General features: G+C 59.5%; 13 protein-coding genes and 1 tRNA gene. 9 read left to right on the top strand and 5 right to left on the bottom strand.

Annotated features, from left to right (window positions below; all coding sequences use genetic code 11):
- The first annotated feature begins 5 nt into the window (after positions 1-5).
- The 5 genes from murD to proB all read left to right on the top strand — a co-directional run bounded on the left by murD (position 6) and on the right by proB (position 7461).
- On the top strand, positions 6-1235 hold the full coding sequence (murD, locus tag ACM66T_RS02270) for a UDP-N-acetylmuramoyl-L-alanine--D-glutamate ligase (protein ID WP_231021211.1): 1230 nt from the start codon (positions 6-8) through the stop codon (positions 1233-1235).
- Between the two features lie 43 nt (positions 1236-1278).
- A tRNA-Phe gene (locus ACM66T_RS02265) sits at positions 1279-1354 on the top strand.
- Positions 1355-1513: 159 nt separating this feature from the next.
- Positions 1514-5200, top strand: a complete 3687-nt coding sequence (locus tag ACM66T_RS02260) for a proline dehydrogenase family protein (protein ID WP_231020177.1) — start codon at positions 1514-1516, stop codon at positions 5198-5200.
- A complete protein-coding gene (gene putP, locus ACM66T_RS02255) occupies positions 5201-6685 on the top strand; it encodes a sodium/proline symporter PutP (RefSeq protein WP_231020176.1) in 1485 nt (494 codons plus the stop codon).
- Positions 6682-7461 carry a glutamate 5-kinase gene (gene proB, locus ACM66T_RS02250; protein WP_231020175.1) on the top strand — a complete coding sequence of 260 codons (780 nt, stop codon included), beginning with the start codon at positions 6682-6684 and terminating at the stop codon, positions 7459-7461. Before putP ends, proB begins: the two co-directional genes overlap by 4 nt.
- Here proB and ACM66T_RS02245 read toward each other — a convergent pair.
- The 5 genes from ACM66T_RS02245 to ACM66T_RS02225 all read right to left on the bottom strand — a co-directional run bounded on the left by ACM66T_RS02245 (position 7458) and on the right by ACM66T_RS02225 (position 11411).
- Entirely contained in the window at positions 7458-8096 is a 639-nt protein-coding gene (locus ACM66T_RS02245; protein WP_231020174.1) for an HAD family hydrolase, read from the bottom strand. The genes proB and ACM66T_RS02245 overlap by 4 nt on opposite strands.
- A 1-nt stretch (position 8097) precedes the next feature.
- Positions 8098-8406, bottom strand: a complete 309-nt coding sequence (locus ACM66T_RS02240; protein WP_231020173.1) for a hypothetical protein — start codon at positions 8404-8406, stop codon at positions 8098-8100.
- Positions 8407-8530: 124 nt separating this feature from the next.
- Positions 8531-9388 (bottom strand): damage-control phosphatase ARMT1 family protein, encoded by an 858-nt coding sequence (locus tag ACM66T_RS02235; RefSeq protein ID WP_231020172.1) that lies wholly within the window; start codon positions 9386-9388, stop codon positions 8531-8533.
- A 176-nt stretch (positions 9389-9564) separates the two neighbouring features.
- Positions 9565-10059 carry a 5-(carboxyamino)imidazole ribonucleotide mutase gene (purE, locus tag ACM66T_RS02230; protein ID WP_231020171.1) on the bottom strand — a complete coding sequence of 165 codons (495 nt, stop codon included), beginning with the start codon at positions 10057-10059 and terminating at the stop codon, positions 9565-9567.
- A gap of 62 nt (positions 10060-10121) precedes the next feature.
- Positions 10122-11411 carry a peptidase U32 family protein gene (locus ACM66T_RS02225; protein ID WP_231020170.1) on the bottom strand — a complete coding sequence of 430 codons (1290 nt, stop codon included), beginning with the start codon at positions 11409-11411 and terminating at the stop codon, positions 10122-10124.
- An 86-nt stretch (positions 11412-11497) separates the two neighbouring features.
- Here ACM66T_RS02225 and ACM66T_RS02220 point away from each other — a divergent pair, with 86 nt between their 5' ends.
- The 4 genes from ACM66T_RS02220 to leuA all read left to right on the top strand — a co-directional run bounded on the left by ACM66T_RS02220 (position 11498) and on the right by leuA (position 16646).
- On the top strand, positions 11498-12277 hold the full coding sequence (locus ACM66T_RS02220) for a histidinol-phosphatase HisJ family protein (protein ID WP_416768732.1): 780 nt from the start codon (positions 11498-11500) through the stop codon (positions 12275-12277).
- Positions 12278-12403: 126 nt separating this feature from the next.
- On the top strand, positions 12404-13834 hold the full coding sequence (gene glnA / locus ACM66T_RS02215; protein ID WP_416768731.1) for a type I glutamate--ammonia ligase: 1431 nt from the start codon (positions 12404-12406) through the stop codon (positions 13832-13834).
- A gap of 111 nt (positions 13835-13945) precedes the next feature.
- The gene (locus tag ACM66T_RS02210) at positions 13946-14842 is read left to right on the top strand and encodes a sensor histidine kinase (RefSeq protein ID WP_231020165.1); all 897 of its coding nucleotides are present in this window, start codon (positions 13946-13948) and stop codon (positions 14840-14842) included.
- Positions 14843-14975: 133 nt separating this feature from the next.
- Complete coding sequence (leuA, locus tag ACM66T_RS02205; RefSeq protein ID WP_231020163.1) at positions 14976-16646, top strand: 2-isopropylmalate synthase; 1671 nt, start codon at positions 14976-14978, stop codon at positions 16644-16646.
- Positions 16647-16785 lie beyond the last annotated feature (139 nt).

Genomic DNA, 16785 nt, shown 5'->3' with positions numbered 1-16785 from the left:
AGCAAATCCGCACCTCCCTTTTCGGCTACGGCGTTACGACCCGGGCGATCGCCAAGGCCTTCGGCCCCTGCACCTTCTATGACGACCACGTCCACAAGCCCTTTACCGACGAGGAGGGGAACCGCGTCCGCCCCACGGCGGAGTTCGATCCGCGTTACTCCGACCTGGAAGTCCCTTCGCCGGGTATCCCCCCGGAACATCCGCTGATCAGGAAAGCGGAACACCTCGTCAGCGAGTACGACCTTTTCCTCTCTCCGCTGGCGCGTCTCCCATTCACGCCCGGCGTGAAACCCTTTACCGTCTGGATCACCGGGACCAACGGCAAAACGACCACGACGCAGATGCTCACCCATCTCCTCGCCGACAAGGGGGCACTCTCCGGCGGCAACATCGGCACTCCCCTGGCCGCGCTGGATGCCGCGTCGCCGCTTTGGGTCCTGGAGACGAGCTCGTTTACCCTGCACTACACCCACGAGGCAAAACCGGACCTCTACGTCGTGCTGCCGATCACCCCGGACCACTTGAGCTGGCACGGCAGCGAACAGGCCTACATCGACGACAAACTGAAGCCGTTGGCGCAGATGCGCGAGGGCGAGACCGTCCTGCTGCCGCGCGCCTATGCTGACACCCCGACGGACGCCTTCGTCATCCCCTACGACGATACCGACGATCTCGCCGCTTTTTTCGGTTTCGAGACCGACCATATTCATTTTAAAGGTCCCTTCCTCCTCGACGCCCTGCTGGCGATGGCCGTCGACCGCATTCTTTTCGACCGGATCGACTATGCCAAGATGAACGCCTTTGTCCTCGACCCGCACCGCCAGGAGGAGTTCAGCGACACGCAGAACCGCCTCTGGGTCAACGACACCAAGGCGACCAATATCGATGCGGCCCTGGCCGCCGTCCGGCGCTACGCCGACCGCCCCATCCACCTCATCGTCGGCGGCGACGACAAGGGGGTCGATATGACGCCGCTCTTCGAAGCCCTCGCCGACATCGACGTCACCCTCTATACGATCGGCAGCAACCAGGCCAAGCTCGACGCCCTCAGCGAACGCTTCGGTATCCCCTTTGAGAGCTGCGGCGTCCTGACCGAAGCCGTCAAACGCATCGCCGGCGTGCATACGCAGCAGAGCGTCGCCCTGCTCTCCCCCGCCTGCGCGAGCCTGGACCAGTTTCCCTCCTACGCCGTGCGCGGTAACACGTTTAAAGAAGCCGTCGCCGATTTAAGCTAGGCTTCAATATGCCGTTGCTATAATTTCGGCCTCTTAAATGAATGGCCTGTTAGCTCAGTCGGTAGAGCAAGGGATTGAAAATCCCTGTGTCCTTGGTTCGATTCCGAGACAGGCCACCACGAAACAACATTTTCCCCACACACATTTATCACTATAAGAACAATCACCGCCTGTTTATATTTTTTGCTTTTCCTTTGCCTGTCATGCCCCCTTCGCAAACCCTCCCAGAAAAATTTTAGCTTGCACTAAACCTAATATGTTATCGTAGGGCCTATCAGTTGTCGGAGGGTGCCGCCAAGAAGCCGGTCATCACTCCGCCCCCCGTATTTTTCATCTGTACGGGGCCAATCCACACCAGCATGAAGGACCTGCCGATGCCCATTCCCTCCGAACTGTTCGAAGAGACAAAAGCCGTCGCCCGCCGGTGGCAGGAGGAGATCTCGCACCATATCGGGAAGGAGGAGCAACGTCTGCATACGATGATGCAGCGCATGCTGAAAAACCCAATTAACAAGATCTTCCTCATCGAGCTGCTTGACCAGAGCTTCCGTTCCAAGAACCCCGACCGGGTCGCCGACCAGCTCGAGTACATCTTCGAAAAATACAAAAGTACGGATTTCTTCAGCCACTTCGAGCAGATCCTCGTCTGGCTCTTCCGCGACGTCGGCATCTACGTCAGCTCCCTTTCCGTCCCGATGTTCATCAACTACCTGCGCAACGACATCAGCGCTATCGTCATCCAGGGGGAGGACCCCGTCCTTTCCAAGCATATGAAAGCGCGCCGCTCAGAGGGAACGCGGGTCAACATCAACGTCATCGGGGAGGTCGTCCACAGCGAGGCCGAAGCGGAACGCCGGGTTGAAAAATATATCGCGCTGCTTGAGAACCCGGATATCGACTACCTTTCGCTCAAGATCTCCAACATGTTCTCGCAGATCCTGCCCCTCGCCCACGACAACAACGTAACACATGTCTCCTCCCGGCTGGAGCGGGTCTACCGCGCGGCCATCGCCAACCCCTGCCGCGACGGGGAGGGAAAGACGCAGCCCAAGTTCGTCAACCTCGATATGGAGGAGTACCGCGATGTCCGTATCACCATCGACGCCTTCAAAAAAGTCCTCTCCCAGGAGGAGTTCGCGCAGCTGCATGCCGGCATCGTCGTCCAGGCCTACCTCCCCGATGCCCTCACCTCTATCCGTGAACTGGCCGCCTGGGCCAAAGCCCGCGTCGACGCCGGGGGCGCGCCGATCAAGATCCGCATCGTCAAGGGGGCCAACCAGGAGATGGAGCTGACCGAGGCATCGCTTCGCGGCTGGCCCAACGTCACCTACGCCCACAAGGCGGAATCGGACGCCAACTACAAAAAAGCGATGGACTACCTGCTCGACCCCGCCGTCGCCCCCTACGTGCATACCGGCGTCGCCTCGCACAACCTCTTCGACCATGCCCTGGCGATGCTGCTGGCGAAGGCGCGCGGGGTTGAACGCTATGTCACCGCCGAGATGCTCGAGGGGATGAGCGAAGCGGCCTACCGCCTTCTCAAAGCCGAGGGGCGCAACGTCATCCTCTACGCCCCGACGGCGACGAAGGAGACCTTTACCAACGCCATCGCCTACCTCGTGCGCCGCTTTGATGAGAACACCGCCGAGCAGAACTTCCTGCGCCACAGTTTCGGGCTCAGGGTGGACACACCGGAGTGGGAGCAGCTCGTCAAGACCTTCGACGATGCCGTCGCCCTTATCCCCACGGTGTCCGAAGCGCCCAACCGCACCCAGGACCGTACCCGGCCGGTCGTAAGAACCGATATCGATCCCGCCCTCTACCATTTCGAGAACGAGCCCGATACGGATTTCATCCTTCCCGCCAACCGCGCCTGGGCGGAAGCGCTCCGCGACAAATGGCAGCATATCGGCGAGCGCGAGGGGGGCTACAACGCCTACCCCGTTGTCGGCGGGAAGGTCGTGAAGCGCGACGAAACGGTCACGGTCATCGACAAGTCCCAGTACCATGAGAACAAACACGCCGGCGCCTACGTCGAAGCGACCCCCGAAGATATGAAAAGTGCCATTACCACGGCCCAAGCCGACCCCGACGGCTGGCGGGAACTGACGCCCCACGCGCGCCAAAAGATCATGATGGAGGTCGCCCACGCGATCCGAGTTGCCCGGGGCGACCTCATCGGCATCGCCGCGGCGGAGGTGGGCAAAGTCTTTACCGAAACCGACGTGGAGGTGAGCGAGGCGATCGACTTCGTCAACTTCTACCCCTACAGTGTCACCAAGCTGGCGGGGCTGACGGGAGTAGAGGCCAAAGGCAAAGGGGTCGGTCTCGTCATCAGCCCCTGGAACTTTCCCGTCGCCATCCCGACCGGCGGCATCGCCGCGGCCCTCGCGGCGGGCAACACGGTGATCCTCAAACCCGCCGAAGCCTCCATCCTCACCGCCTACCGGCTCTGCCAATGCTTCTGGGATGCGGGGGTCAGCATGAACACCCTGCAGTTCATCCCGGGACGCGGAGCAGTAGTCGGGAAGCATATGATCCCCAACGACGCGATCGATTTCACGATCTTCACCGGCGGCGAAGAGACGGCCTACCGCATCATCAAGGCCCGTCCCGACATCCACCTGAGTGCTGAGACGGGAGGCAAGGACGCTACCATCGTCACGGCGATGGCGGACAGAGACCAGGCAATCGGCCACGTCATGGCCTCGGCCTTTCACAACTCCGGGCAGAAGTGCTCGGCGACCTCGCTGCTTGTGCTGGAAAAAGAGCTCTACGACGACGAAGAGTACAAACGGCAGCTCAAAGAGGCGGCGGAGTCGATGCAGACGGGTTCCGTCTGGGATTTCGGCAACCGCGTCGGTACCCTCGTCGACCGCCCAGCGGGCAAACTGGCACAGGCCCTCGAAGCCCTGGACGAAGGAGAGGAGTGGCTGCTCTCACCCGACTACGCCGACCGGGGCAACCCCTATATGCTGAAACCCTCCATCCGCTGGGGAACCGCGTCGGGGGATTTCTGCCATATGAACGAGCTTTTCGGCCCCGTACTCAGCGTGATGCGCGCCGAGGACCTCGAAGACGCCATCAAGATCGTCAACGCCACCGGCTACGGCCTCACCTCCGGGCTGGAGTCCCTCGACCGCCGCGAACAAGAGCAGTGGAAAGCGGCGCTGCTCGCGGGGAACCTCTACATCAACCGCGGCACAACCGGGGCGATCGTGCTGCGGCAGCCCTTCGGCGGGATGCGCAAATCGGCCATCGGCAGCGGCAGGAAAGCGGGCGGCTTCAACTACGTCAGCCAGTTTATGGATATCACCTACCGTGAAACCAACCTCTACGAGTCCTGTTCCACCCCCTTCACCGACCGGATGCGGGTGATGCTCCAGCGCGATACGGTCTTTCACGACGAGTGCGAGAAGGCCCTGCGCCACCTCTGCCACTTCGCGCACTGGCACGAGACCGAGTTTATGAAACCCCACGACTACGCCCATATCCGCGGGGAGTCCAACGTTATCCGCTACCTGCCGGTCGCGAGCGTCCTCCTGCGCCTCGAGGAGGGGGAGAGTCTCGAGGAGTCACTCGCCACGATCATGGCCGTCAGGATGGTCGGTGCACGGCTGCACATCTCCCTGCCCGAACACTCCCGGCAGCCGGAGTTCCTCTGGCTCGAATCGAAGCAGGCGAGCCTGCTCGGGGAGCACGATGCCATCACCCGCGACAGCGAGGCGGTGTTCATCGACCGGATCCCCCATTACAAACGGGTCCGTTTCCTCCGCCCGGAGATCGTCTCCCCGGCCCTCTTCGACGCCGTGGCCGACCGGGCCGTCTACATCGCCAAGGAAGCATTCGTCGCCCACGGGCGGATCGAACTGATGCACTACTTCATCGAACAGAGCATCTCCAACAGCTACCACCGCTACGGCAACCTCGGCATTGCCGGCCTGCACCCGGATGAGGAGGTATAAATGCAGACACCCGTACTGATCTCGTTCGGCCTTTACATGCTCGTGATGGTGGCCATCGGCCTCTATTTCTACTTTAAAACCGCGGACCTCGGCGACTACGTGCTCGGCGGGCGGGGTCTCGGTCCCGGCGTGACGGCGCTGAGCGCGGGGGCCTCGGATATGAGCGGCTGGCTGCTGCTCGGGCTGCCCGGTATGATGTACAGCGACGGGATCGCCGGCAGCTGGATCGCCGTCGGTCTGCTCATCGGCGCCTACCTGAACTGGCACTACGTCGCCCGGCCGCTGCGCATCATGACCCACCGCCTTGACGATGCGATCACGATCCCCGACTACTTCGCCAACCGTTTCGGCGATGCCAAGGGCCATCTGCGCGTCATCACGGCCCTCGTCATCCTGCTCTTCTATACCCTCTACACCTCCTCGGGCCTCGTCGGCGGGGCAAAGCTCTTTGAAGCGACCTTCCACCTCGACTACGCCGTCGCCCTCGCCGTCGGCAGCATCATCATCGTCTCCTACACCTTCCTGGGCGGCTACAACGCCGTCAGCTGGACCGACTTCATCCAGGGAATCCTGATGATGCTCGCCCTTATCATCACGCCCGCGGTCGTCATCACCCACCTCGGCGGCCTCTCCGCCGCCCTGGACCTCATCGAGTCGATCGACCCGACACACCTCGACATCGTCCACGGCACCGGCGTCATCGGCATCCTCTCCCTGATGGCCTGGGGGCTGGGCTACTTCGGGCAGCCCCACATCCTCGTGCGCTTCATGTCGATCCGCAGCGAGGACGAGATGCACCACGCCAAGGCGATCGGCATGGGCTGGATGGGCCTCTCCATTGTCGGCTCCCTGGCCGTCGGCTTCTTCGGCCTCGCCTACGTCGTCTCGTCGGGAACAGACCTCGCCGACCCCGAAAAGATCTTTATCACCCTCTCGCAGCTGCTCTTCGACCCCTGGATCGCCGGCTTCCTCCTTGCCGCCATCCTCGCGGCCATCATGAGCACGATCGATTCGCAGCTGCTGGTCTCCTCGTCGGTCCTGACGCGGGACATCTACCACGCCACCTTGCGCAAAAACGCAACCGACAGGGAGCTGGTCTGGGTCGGACGGGCCACGGTCATCGCGATCGCCCTGATCGCCTGGTACCTCTCCACGGACAAAAATTCCAGCGTCCTCTCCCTCGTCGCCTATGCCTGGGCCGGCTTCGGGGCGGCCTTCGGACCGCTGATCATCCTCTCCCTCTACCGGCGCGACATTACCAAAGGCGGGGCGATTGCCGGCATGGTGACAGGCGCTCTCACGGTCATTGTCTGGAAACAGCTCGAAGGCGGTCTTTTTGACCTCTACGAACTGCTGCCGGGATTTGTGGCCGGTTGGATGGCCATCAGGCTCGTTTCACCGGTAACGTCCCCAGTCCCCGAATCGATCTTGCACCGCGTTGAAGAGACAAGCGGCGATTTCAGACGCAAAAAAGGGAAGGTGTGAGCAAACGTATCGTCATCAAAGTCGGCAGCGCCGTCCTCACCGAGGGCAACCGGATCGCCAGGGAGCGTATCCTCGCCCTCGTACAGATGATCGCCGACATCCGCGGGCAGTACGATGTCATCCTCGTCACATCGGGAGCGGTGGCGGCCGGTTACTGCGCGCTGAAACTCGACAAGCGCGAACGGGTCGGCAAAAAAGCCCTGGCGGCCGCCGGTCAGCCCATTTTGATGAGCAGCTACAAAAAAGAGTTCGACACCTACCATATCGATACGGCGCAGATCCTTCTGACGGAGGACGACTTCGATTCGCGCAAACGCACGGCGATGTTCCAGGAGATCATCAACGCGCACCTGGCCAATGACATCCTCCCCATCATCAACGAAAACGACATCACCTCCACCCCCGAGCAGCTCTTCGGGGACAACGACCAGCTCTCCGCCCATGTCACCTATGCGACGGATTCCGATCTGCTCGTGATCCTCAGCGACATCCACGGCTACTACGACAAAAACCCCCGCGAACATGAGGACGCGAAACGCCACCGTGTGCTCCACGCCGTCCCGCCGGAGGCACTGCAGGCTGAATCCACGCCCAACGACCCCTTTGCCACCGGCGGGATCGTCACCAAGCTGATGGCGGCGGACTTCCTGCTGCGGCGTGGGAAACGGATGTTCCTCTGCAACGGCTTCGAACTCTCCACGGCGGTCCAGTTCCTGATCCACGGCGAACAGACGCTGGGGACGCTCTTTGAACCGCGGCCGCAGGCGGCAGGTTAATCCAGCAGCCCCAGCAACCCTTCGATCGTGCCGATACGGTGGGTCGCGTTTGAGAAGTCGTGCTGCGCCGTAAAGGCGTTCTCGACGATGACGCACTCAATCCCCGCGCTCACCGCCGAACGCAGCCCCCGCTGCGAATCCTCGACGACAACAGCTTCATGCTTTGCACCGCCGAGCAGTTCCAGCCCTTTCAGATAGGGGTCGGGATAGGGTTTCGCACGGGCATATTCGCCGCTGCAGAGGACGAACTCCATGCTGTGCGTGATCCCTCTGCCCGCATGGATCAGTTCAAAATCCTCCCGCCGCGCCGAGGTGACGATGCCCATCCGGTAGCGCTCCTTGAGGGCGTCAAGCACCTCGTGCACCCCGGGAATGGCGATCTCCTCCGTCTGCAGGTAGTGCTGGTAGAGATCGTTGCGTCTGCTGCGGGCCGCTTCGACCGTTTCCGTATCGTACCCCGCCTCCTCCGCGAGCAGAAAGGCGCTTTGGCCGTTGATCATGATCTCGCGGTAACGCGCCTCTTCAAGGGTGATGCCCATGGTTTTCAGAATTTCGACGTTGGCCCGGAAGTACCACGCCTCGGTCTCGACGAGGACGCCGTCGTTATCGAAGAGAATGTACTTTTTGCCTCGCACGTCAGAGGGTCTCGATATCGACGATCTCGATGCGGTCGCACCCTTTCTTCAAAAGCTTTTTGGCTTTCGCGTCCTCTTCTGCGAGGGTCAGCGCATCCATAAAACTCTCTTTGGGGATGGTCACCGTCTGGAGCGCCTTTTTGTTCTTGATCGTCAGCGCGCCGGGGTCCGTCACCACGGCCTCGATATCCCTTTTTCCCTTGGCATAGGCATTTTTGATCGCCCGTGCAACCGCTTCGTTCTGGAGCAGATCCGCCAACGTAACACTAATCTCCAGATCCCCGTCGCAGAGTACAATATACTTAATCATCATTTCACCCGTCATTGCAGTTCCTTTTTCAGGGCATAGCTAAAACCCATGCGTGGGATTTGGATATGCCTTTGTGAAACCATACCATAAACGGCCGGGTCGGGTTGAAAAGCGGGTTGGTATGTCAGACGAGTTTGCAGATAATGCTGCCGATCTCCGCGCCGATGGAGCGGGAGACGACGTTGCATTTGACTTTGAGCAGATAGACGAGGTCGCCGCGCGGCGAGGGGGAGAGGCATTCGTAGTTGCCCATCCCCTTGGTGAGCACGACGTCGCTCTCGTCAAAAAGGCGCCGCGCCTCCTCCGACGCGCGCTCGTAGACGAAGCCCGGGGTGTCGACGCCGCTGTCGACAAGGGTAGCGACCTCCGCCAGGCCGTCCGCCATCGCCTCGTCGAAGGTGACGTCGTTGATAATCGGCTTGCCGCGGGTCATGTAGGTGATCGCGAGCTGCGGGTAAAGCGCGGCAACGGCTTCGATCGCCAGGGCGTCAAAGAGGTGCTCGCCGGCGTTGTCACCGATATAGAGCAGCGTCTTCGCACCGGAAAGGCGCTGCCGCAACGCATCGACGTCGTCGTGGGCAAAGTGGGTATGGAAGAGCTTGTCGATTTCCGTGTCGAGGTCGAAGCTCACCTCGGCGGCCAGGTCGATGACGTTCCCGGCAACGGCGACTTTGACGGCCGTCAGAAAGGGATCGTCAGCCTTGGCGATCTGTTCGCGCAGGAAAGGGATGAAGGTTTTCGCTTTTTCGGAGGAGTGGCGCTTGACCTCATCGTAGAGGTCCTTTTTCCCGGCGAGCACGGCCAGATGTTCGTAGACTTCCCGGGCGACTTCCGGCGGCGACTTGGCAAAATCGAACGCGTTCGACATTGCCAAAACGTCTTTCCGGATCTTCTCGCGGAGAGCGTCATCAGCCCCGATCGCATCCGCCACCCGCTGCGTCTGCCCGATAATACATTCGACACAGGCATTTTCGATTTTCATCTAAATCACTTTCCTTGGTTTACGACGCTGCCGATGTAGCCTAGCGGAATTCCGCAGGAACGAGGACACAGCAGCGTTCAGGGACACATCGCTACGCGAGCGGTACCCTTGTTTTGTGCTTCAGCGCCACAGCGGCTGAGCGTAGCCGTCAGGGACTTGTTCCTGACGGCGTTCAATTACAACTTGGTCTCGATCTCGAGGGAGTCCATCTCGACTTTTTTCGCCTTGGCTACGCGGTCTTCCTGGAGCTTGATGCGCAGGTCTTCGCTCTCCAGCGCCATGATCTGCATTGCGAGGTACGCCGAGTTGATCGCACCCGCTTTGCCGATGGCGACGGTCGCGACCGGCATGCCCGCCGGCATCTGAACGGTGGAGAGCAGCGCGTCGATCCCGCTCAGCGCCGAGGCGCTCATCGGCACGCCGATGATCGGCTTGACCGTTTTGGAGGCCAGGACGCCAGCGAGGTGCGCCGCCATGCCCGCCGCGGCAATGAAAACCTGGGCCCCCTTGGCTTCCGCTTCAAGAATGTACTCTTTGGTACGTTCCGGCGAACGGTGCGCCGAGGAGATGATGAGTTCATACTGTACCCCGAAGGTTTCCAGCGTATCCGCACACGATTTCATGACGTCATAGTCACTCTTGGATCCGATAATGATTGAAACGAATTTCATTTCATGCCCCTGTATTTTGATGCGGAATTATAGCGAATTCACGGCTGGCGTTAGCGGCGCCGCTAGACGGGCGGTGACTGGTCGATCCCGTCGGCGGGGATGCGGAGGAAGCTGTATTGGGGCAGTGTGCCCGGGAGGGCGATGGGGTTGACGTTGCCGCTGTGCACCGCATCCCACTCCCGTCCGTTTTCCGCCACGAGCTTATTGAAACGGACATACCAGCGTCCGTCGCGCTCAAAAATCGACCCGTACTCGTTCTCGTAGGGAGAGAGCACCGCATCCCATGGCGCGACGATCTCCGCCTCGTCGCCGGGGCGGGTCGTATACTTGCAGAGGAAGTGCCCGCCGTCTTCGGTGACCATGCCGCTCACCTGGTGGGTCCCCATCTGCATCGTAAAATCGAGGCTCTGGGTGTCGTGCTTCTCAAAAGGGCGGTTGACGAGGTAGGCGTCGGTAAAGCCGCGGTTCTGCATCGTGTTCAGCTCCTCCTGGTAGCGTTCGCTCGGTTCCAGGCCCGCATAGTAGTCGTCGATGGCCATGCGATACGCCTTGGCGGTGATGGCGGCATAGTAGCTCGCCTTCGTGCGTCCCTCGATCTTCAGCGAGTCGACCGCACCGGCATCGAGGATCTCCTTGATGTGCGAAGCGAGGTTGAGGTCTTTCGAGTTCATAATGTAGGTGCCGATGCCCGGGTCCTCTTCCAGCCGGAACAGTGTTCCCGTCTCCGGGTTCGCGGCGTAGAGTTCATAGGGGAAGCGGCAGTCGTTGGCGCAGCTGCCGCGGTTGGGGACCCGGCCGCTCTGCACGGTCGAGATAAGGCAGCGGCCGCTGTAGGCGAAACACATCGAGCCGTGGACGAACACTTCGAGTTCGAGGTCCGGCAGCTCCGCTTTGATCTGTTTGAGGTCTTTGAGCGAGATCTCCCGGGCAGCGATGATACGGCGCGCGCCCATCTCGTAGTAGACCTTCGCATCGAGCACGTTCATGACGTTGGCCTGGGTGGAGAGATGCAGCGGGATCTGTGGGGCGAGTTTATGCGCCAGCTGCAGGACGCCCGGTGTCGCGACGATGAAAGCGTCCGGTTCCAACGCCGCCATCGCGAGAATGTGTTTCTCCAGCAGATTCAGCTGGGAGTTGAAGGGGAAACCGTTGATGGTCGCGTAGACCTTTCTGCCGCGCGCATGGGCGTAGTCGATCCCCTCTTTGAAGCTCTCCATCGTAAATTCTTTGCCCGAACGGATCCGCAGGGAAAAGTGGCTGACGCCGCCGTAGACGGCATCGGCCCCGAAGTCGATCGCGATCTTCAGTTTCTCCAGGTTGCCCGCCGGGGAGAGTAGTTCAACTTTATGCATTCTTTTTTCTTTGAATCTTTTTGCGTATTTTACCCGACCTTCTTGGTTCTCAGCCTATAATACACAATTAATATGGGAATCAAGCTATGAAAATCGACCTGCACAACCACACCTCGCTCTGCAACCACGCCGAAGGCTCGGTGGACGAATACGTCGCCGCGGCTCTCGCCGCGGGTATCGACGTTTTCGGTTTTTCCGACCACGCGCCGATGGATTTCGACCCCAAATACCGTATGAAGTTCGAAGAGATGGAACAGTACCACGGGATGGTCATGGACGCGAGGACGAAGTATGAGGGGAAGATCGACATTCTCTTCGGCTACGAGGTCGATTACCTCGAGGGCCATATGGACACGCGTGTTCTGAATGCCGATGTCGACTACCTGATCGGTTCCGTGCACTTCCTGGACGAGTGGGGGTTCGACAATCCCGAATTTATCGGACAGTACGAGCATGAGGATATCGACGTCATCTGGGAGCGCTATTTCGGGCAGGTCGAAGCGATGGCCAAAAGCGGCCTCTTCGATATCGTCGGCCACCTCGACCTTATCAAGGTGTTCAAGTTCATGCCCAAACGCGACATCGTCTCCATCGCGGCCCCGGCCCTCGATGCCGTCGCCGCGGCGGGGATGACGATGGAGATCAACGTCGCGGGCTACCGCAAACCTGTCGCCGAAGCCTACCCTTCGCCGGCACTGCTCGGGGCCGCCTATGAACGGGGCATCCCCGTCACCTTCGGTTCCGATGCGCACGCCCCGGGGCAGATCGGCCTGTTCAGAGATGAGGCAGAGGCCCTCGCCCGGGCAGCGGGGTACAGCGAATGTGTATACTTCCGTAACAGAAAAGCCTACAGCGTCGCGCTCTAACACCGCTTTTCCACCCCATTTCCCTACAAAAAGCGACAAATTGCCCAATTTTTAACCACACTTCTTTCGCTAGCGTAAAGGCATTTCGGCTATACTTACCGCAAATTATCACCACAGGAGAAATCAATGGGAAAATTCGTTAACAGCATTGACGAGTTCTTTAAATACTGTGAAGAGAACGACGTCCAGTTTGTCGACCTTCGTTTCACGGACATCAAAGGGGCATGGCACCACCTCACCTACCGCATGAGCGCCGTTAACGCCGACAATCTTGCAAACGGATTCCCTTTCGACGGTTCTTCTATCGAAGCATGGCAGCCGATCAACCGCTCTGACATGATCCTCAAGCCGGACGTACCGACGGCATTCCTCGACCCTTTTACCGCCGATCCGACCATCATCGTTTTCTGTGACGTCTTCGACATCTACAAAGGCGAACTCTACGAAAAATGTCCGCGCTCCATCGCGAAAAAAGCGCTCAAGCATGCTGAAGAGCTTGGTATCGCCGATGCGGCTTACTTCGGACCGGAAAATGAATTCTTCATCTTCGACGAAGTCCACTTTGTCGACTCCATCAACGAAGCTGGCTACCGCATCGATACCGAAGAGGGTGAGTGGAACTCCAACACCCGTTTCGAAGAGACCTACAACACTGGTCACCGCCCGGGCACAAAAGGCGGTTACTTCCCGGTAGCGCCGACTGACTCCATGGTCGACCTGCGTGCGGAAATGATGATGGTCCTCGAGCAAGTTGGTCTCGAAGTCGTCCTGGGTCACCACGAAGTTGCCCAGGGCCAAGGCGAGATCGGTGTCGTCTTCTCCGACATCATCGGTGCCGCTGACAACGTCCAGAAATACAAATACGTCGTCAAAATGGTCGCACACCTCAACGGTAAAACGGCAACCTTCATGCCGAAACCGCTTTTCGGCGACAACGGTAACGGTATGCACACACACCAGTCCCTGTGGAAAGACGGCAAGAACCTCTTCTACAAAGAGGGTAACTACGGTAACCTCTCCGAAATGGCGCTCAACTACGTCGGCGGTATCTTCAAGCACGCGAAAGCGGTTGCGGCGTTCACCAACGCCTCTACCAACTCCTACAAGCGTCTGATCCCGGGCTTCGAAGCGCCGAGCATCCTGACCTTCTCCAGCCAGAACCGCTCCGCTTCCTGCCGTATCCCGTACGGTGCGGGCGAAAAAGCGACGCGTATCGAAATGCGCTTCCCGGACTCTACAGCATGTCCGTACCTTGCCTTTGCCGTTATGATGATGGCCGGCCTCGACGGTATCAAAAGCAAAGAAGTTCCGGTCGGTCCGATGGACGAAGACCTCTTCGAACTGACACTGGACGAAATCCGCGAAAAAGGTATCCCGCAGATGCCGCATACCCTCCGCGAAGCGCTGGAAGCCCTTATCGCTGACAACGAGTTCCTCAAGCCGGTCTTTACGGATGAGTTCATCACGACGTACCAGCACTACAAATTCGAACGCGACGTATGGCCGGACGAAGGCCGCCCGACTGCCTACGAATTCAAAAGCACTTACATGTGCTAATCACATACCCCCTGTTACGGGGGTAAACCCCTCTTGTTTTTTTCCGCTAAAATCAGCCCCCCTTTATCCTAGTTTCGCTATAAATAAATCATATATTCTAAACATTATTTAATGCAAAGACAGGAACGAGTGAAAGCGCCAAAGACCCAAACACTTATCGAAGACATCCTTGCCCTCTCAACACAGTGTGACAATGGGTTGCGCGAGAAGATCGAACTCCTGATTGCAAGCTACACGACCGAAGGTACCACGCGCGAGCAGATGCTGGAGTCACGGGTCCTTGAAGAGATCGATAAACGCCTGGAGCGCGAAAAAGTACTGCAGAACCAGGCGAAGATGGCGGCCATGGGCGAAATGATGGACGCCGTCGCCCACCAGTGGAAACAGCCGCTGAATGCGCTCAGCATGTACGGTGACCTGCTGAAGATGGATTTTGAAGCTGGGGACGTCACCCTGGAATACGTCGAAAAGTTCGTCGAGGACATCCAGGAGCAGATCACACACATGGTCTCGACGCTGAGCGAGTTCCGCACCTTCTTCCGCCCCGACAAAGAGAGCGGCCCCTTCGGGCTCAAACGCTGTACCCAGTCGGTCCTGCTGCTCGTGCACGACGAGATGCTCCGCAACAACATCGCCGTCAGCGTCGAAGAGGGCCGCGAGATCATCGTCAGCGGGATCGAGAACGAGTTCAAGCACCTGCTGCTCAACCTGCTCGCCAACGCCAAAGACGCCTTCATCGAGCGCGAAAGCAGCGTGCGGGAGATTCAGATCCGCTTCTACAAAAAAGGCGGACATATCTACATCGAGGTCGAGGACAGCGCCGGCGGGATCGATCCGGAACTGTTCGAAGAGATCTTCAAACCGAACTTCACGACCAAGCGCGACGACAAGGGCACGGGTATCGGGCTCTATATGAGCACCCAGATCGCCCAGAAGATGCAGGGCTCGCTGACCGTCGAAAACGGGAAGCGCGGCGCCATCTTCCGCCTGGAGCTCCCCCTCCCCTGACCCCCGAAAACTTTACGACCGCCTGAACAAGCGCACCCCTGTGCTGCCGTGAACCCGAACCCGCCGACAGTTTTGCTATAATTGCGCACGATTTCTAGCAGGAGATCGACTATTTTAGTTCAAGGAGGAGCATATGAAAAATGCTCAAAGCGGTAAATACCGCCCATACCCCAAGATTGATTTGCCACAACGCCAGTGGCCGGACAACACCATCGACAAAGCGCCCCTGTGGTGCAGCGTCGACCTGCGCGACGGCAACCAGGCGCTGGTGACTCCGATGAATCTGGATCAAAAACTTGAACTCTTCGACCTCCTGCTCAAACTCGGATTCAAACATATCGAGGTGGGTTTCCCCTCCGCGTCCAAGGTCGAATTCGACTTTTTGCGTACCCTGGTCGAGCGAGGGCTGATCCCGGGCGACGTCACCATCCAAGTACTCGTCCAGGCGCGTGAGCATCTGATCGACAAAACTTTCGAGGCGCTCCAGGGCGTCAAAAAGGCGATCGTGCACCTGTACAACTCGACGTCAACGGCCCAGCGCAAGATCGTCTTCAAAAAAGAGCAGGACGACATCACCGCCCTCGCACTCGAAGGCGTCGACATGGTCAAGAGCCGTGCGGCGTCATTTGACGGCGAGATCACCCTGGAGTATTCGCCGGAAAGCTTTACCGGGACCGAAATGGAGTTCGCCGCACAGATCTGTAACGCCGTGACGGCACGCTGGGGCATCAGCGCGGAGCGCCCGGTCATCATCAACCTCCCGGCAACGGTAGAGATGGCGACGCCGAACATCTATGCCGACCAGATCGAGTGGATGAGCCGTCATCTGGACAACCGAGAGCACATTCTCATCTCGACGCATACGCACAACGACCGCGGCACCTCCGTCGCGGCGACCGAGCTGGCACTGCTGGCGGGGGCGGACCGTGTCGAGGGAACCCTGCTCAGCAACGGCGAACGGACCGGGAACGTCGATATCATCACCCTGGCGCTGAACATGTACACCCAGGGAGTAGACCCCGGGCTCGATTTCGGCGACGTCAACACCGTCGTCGACGTCGTCGAGCGCTGTACCGACATCGAGACGCATGTCCGCCACCCCTATGTGGGCGAACTGGTCTATACGGCCTTTTCCGGCTCCCACCAGGATGCCATTAACAAAGGGCTGGCCTACCAGCGCGCAAAAAGCGAACCGTTCTGGGAGGTGCCCTACCTGCCGATCGACCCCGCCGACGTCGGCCGGACGTACGAGAGTATCATCCGCATCAATTCGCAGTCGGGCAAAGGGGGCGTCGCCTACATCCTCGAGGACAAATTCGGCTACCAGCTCCCCAAAAAGATGCACCCCGAGATCGGGCGTATCGTTCAGGGGGTCACGGACGCCGAGGGGCGCGAACTGACGGCGGAAGAGATCCTGGGCATTTTCGAAAAGACCTATTTCGAGGTGCCGCAGTACATTGAATTCGTGGATATGGCCGTCAACTCGGAGACGTCAAAAAGCGGGATCGTGACGGTCAAACTGACCTACCGGTTTGAGGGTGAGGAGATCACGAGCACGGGTCAGGGCAACGGGCCTATTGACGCCTGCCGCAAAGCGCTCGGCGAAAAGTTCCCGCACGCCTTCGTGCTGCGTTCGTACTCAGAGCACTCCTGCGGGGAGCAGTCGTCGGCCAAGGCCGTGGCCTACATCGAGATCGAAACGGAAGATTTCGGCGCGTTCTTCGGCGTCGGCCGCGACAACGACATCACCATCGCCGGGGTCATGGCGATGTTCAGCGCGCTGAACCGGGCATATCATTCATAAGAACGCGATACGGAGCCAAGCCCCGTACCGCTACGCTCGGCCGCTGTGGCACATGTAGCGAAGCGGAATTCCGCAGCAACGCGAGGACAAAAGTACAACGCTGCTCCCGGCAGCGTCATCATCATGCATCAAATGCAAC

Source organism: Sulfurimonas sp. ST-25, from assembly GCF_048079205.1.
In the GTDB taxonomy this organism is placed as follows: Bacteria; Campylobacterota; Campylobacteria; order Campylobacterales; family Sulfurimonadaceae; genus Thiomicrolovo; species Thiomicrolovo sulfuroxydans.
The sequence above is the reverse complement of the archived record's forward strand: the minus strand, read 5'-3'. Positions and strand labels throughout refer to the sequence as shown.

Excerpts from the sequence above, each read along its gene's own strand:
- ACM66T_RS02235 (WP_231020172.1), bottom strand. The coding sequence starts at position 9,388 with ATGAAAATCGAAAATGCCTGTGTCGAATGTATTATCGGGCAGACGCAG.
- ACM66T_RS02220 (WP_416768732.1), top strand. The coding sequence starts at position 11,498 with ATGAAAATCGACCTGCACAACCACACCTCGCTCTGCAACCACGCCGAA.
- leuA (WP_231020163.1), top strand. The coding sequence starts at position 14,976 with ATGAAAAATGCTCAAAGCGGTAAATACCGCCCATACCCCAAGATTGAT.
- putP (WP_231020176.1), top strand. The coding sequence starts at position 5,201 with ATGCAGACACCCGTACTGATCTCGTTCGGCCTTTACATGCTCGTGATG.
- ACM66T_RS02210 (WP_231020165.1), top strand. The coding sequence starts at position 13,946 with ATGCAAAGACAGGAACGAGTGAAAGCGCCAAAGACCCAAACACTTATC.
- ACM66T_RS02225 (WP_231020170.1), bottom strand. The coding sequence starts at position 11,411 with ATGCATAAAGTTGAACTACTCTCCCCGGCGGGCAACCTGGAGAAACTG.
- ACM66T_RS02240 (WP_231020173.1), bottom strand. The coding sequence starts at position 8,406 with ATGATTAAGTATATTGTACTCTGCGACGGGGATCTGGAGATTAGTGTT.
- glnA (WP_416768731.1), top strand. The coding sequence starts at position 12,404 with ATGGGAAAATTCGTTAACAGCATTGACGAGTTCTTTAAATACTGTGAA.
- purE (WP_231020171.1), bottom strand. The coding sequence starts at position 10,059 with ATGAAATTCGTTTCAATCATTATCGGATCCAAGAGTGACTATGACGTC.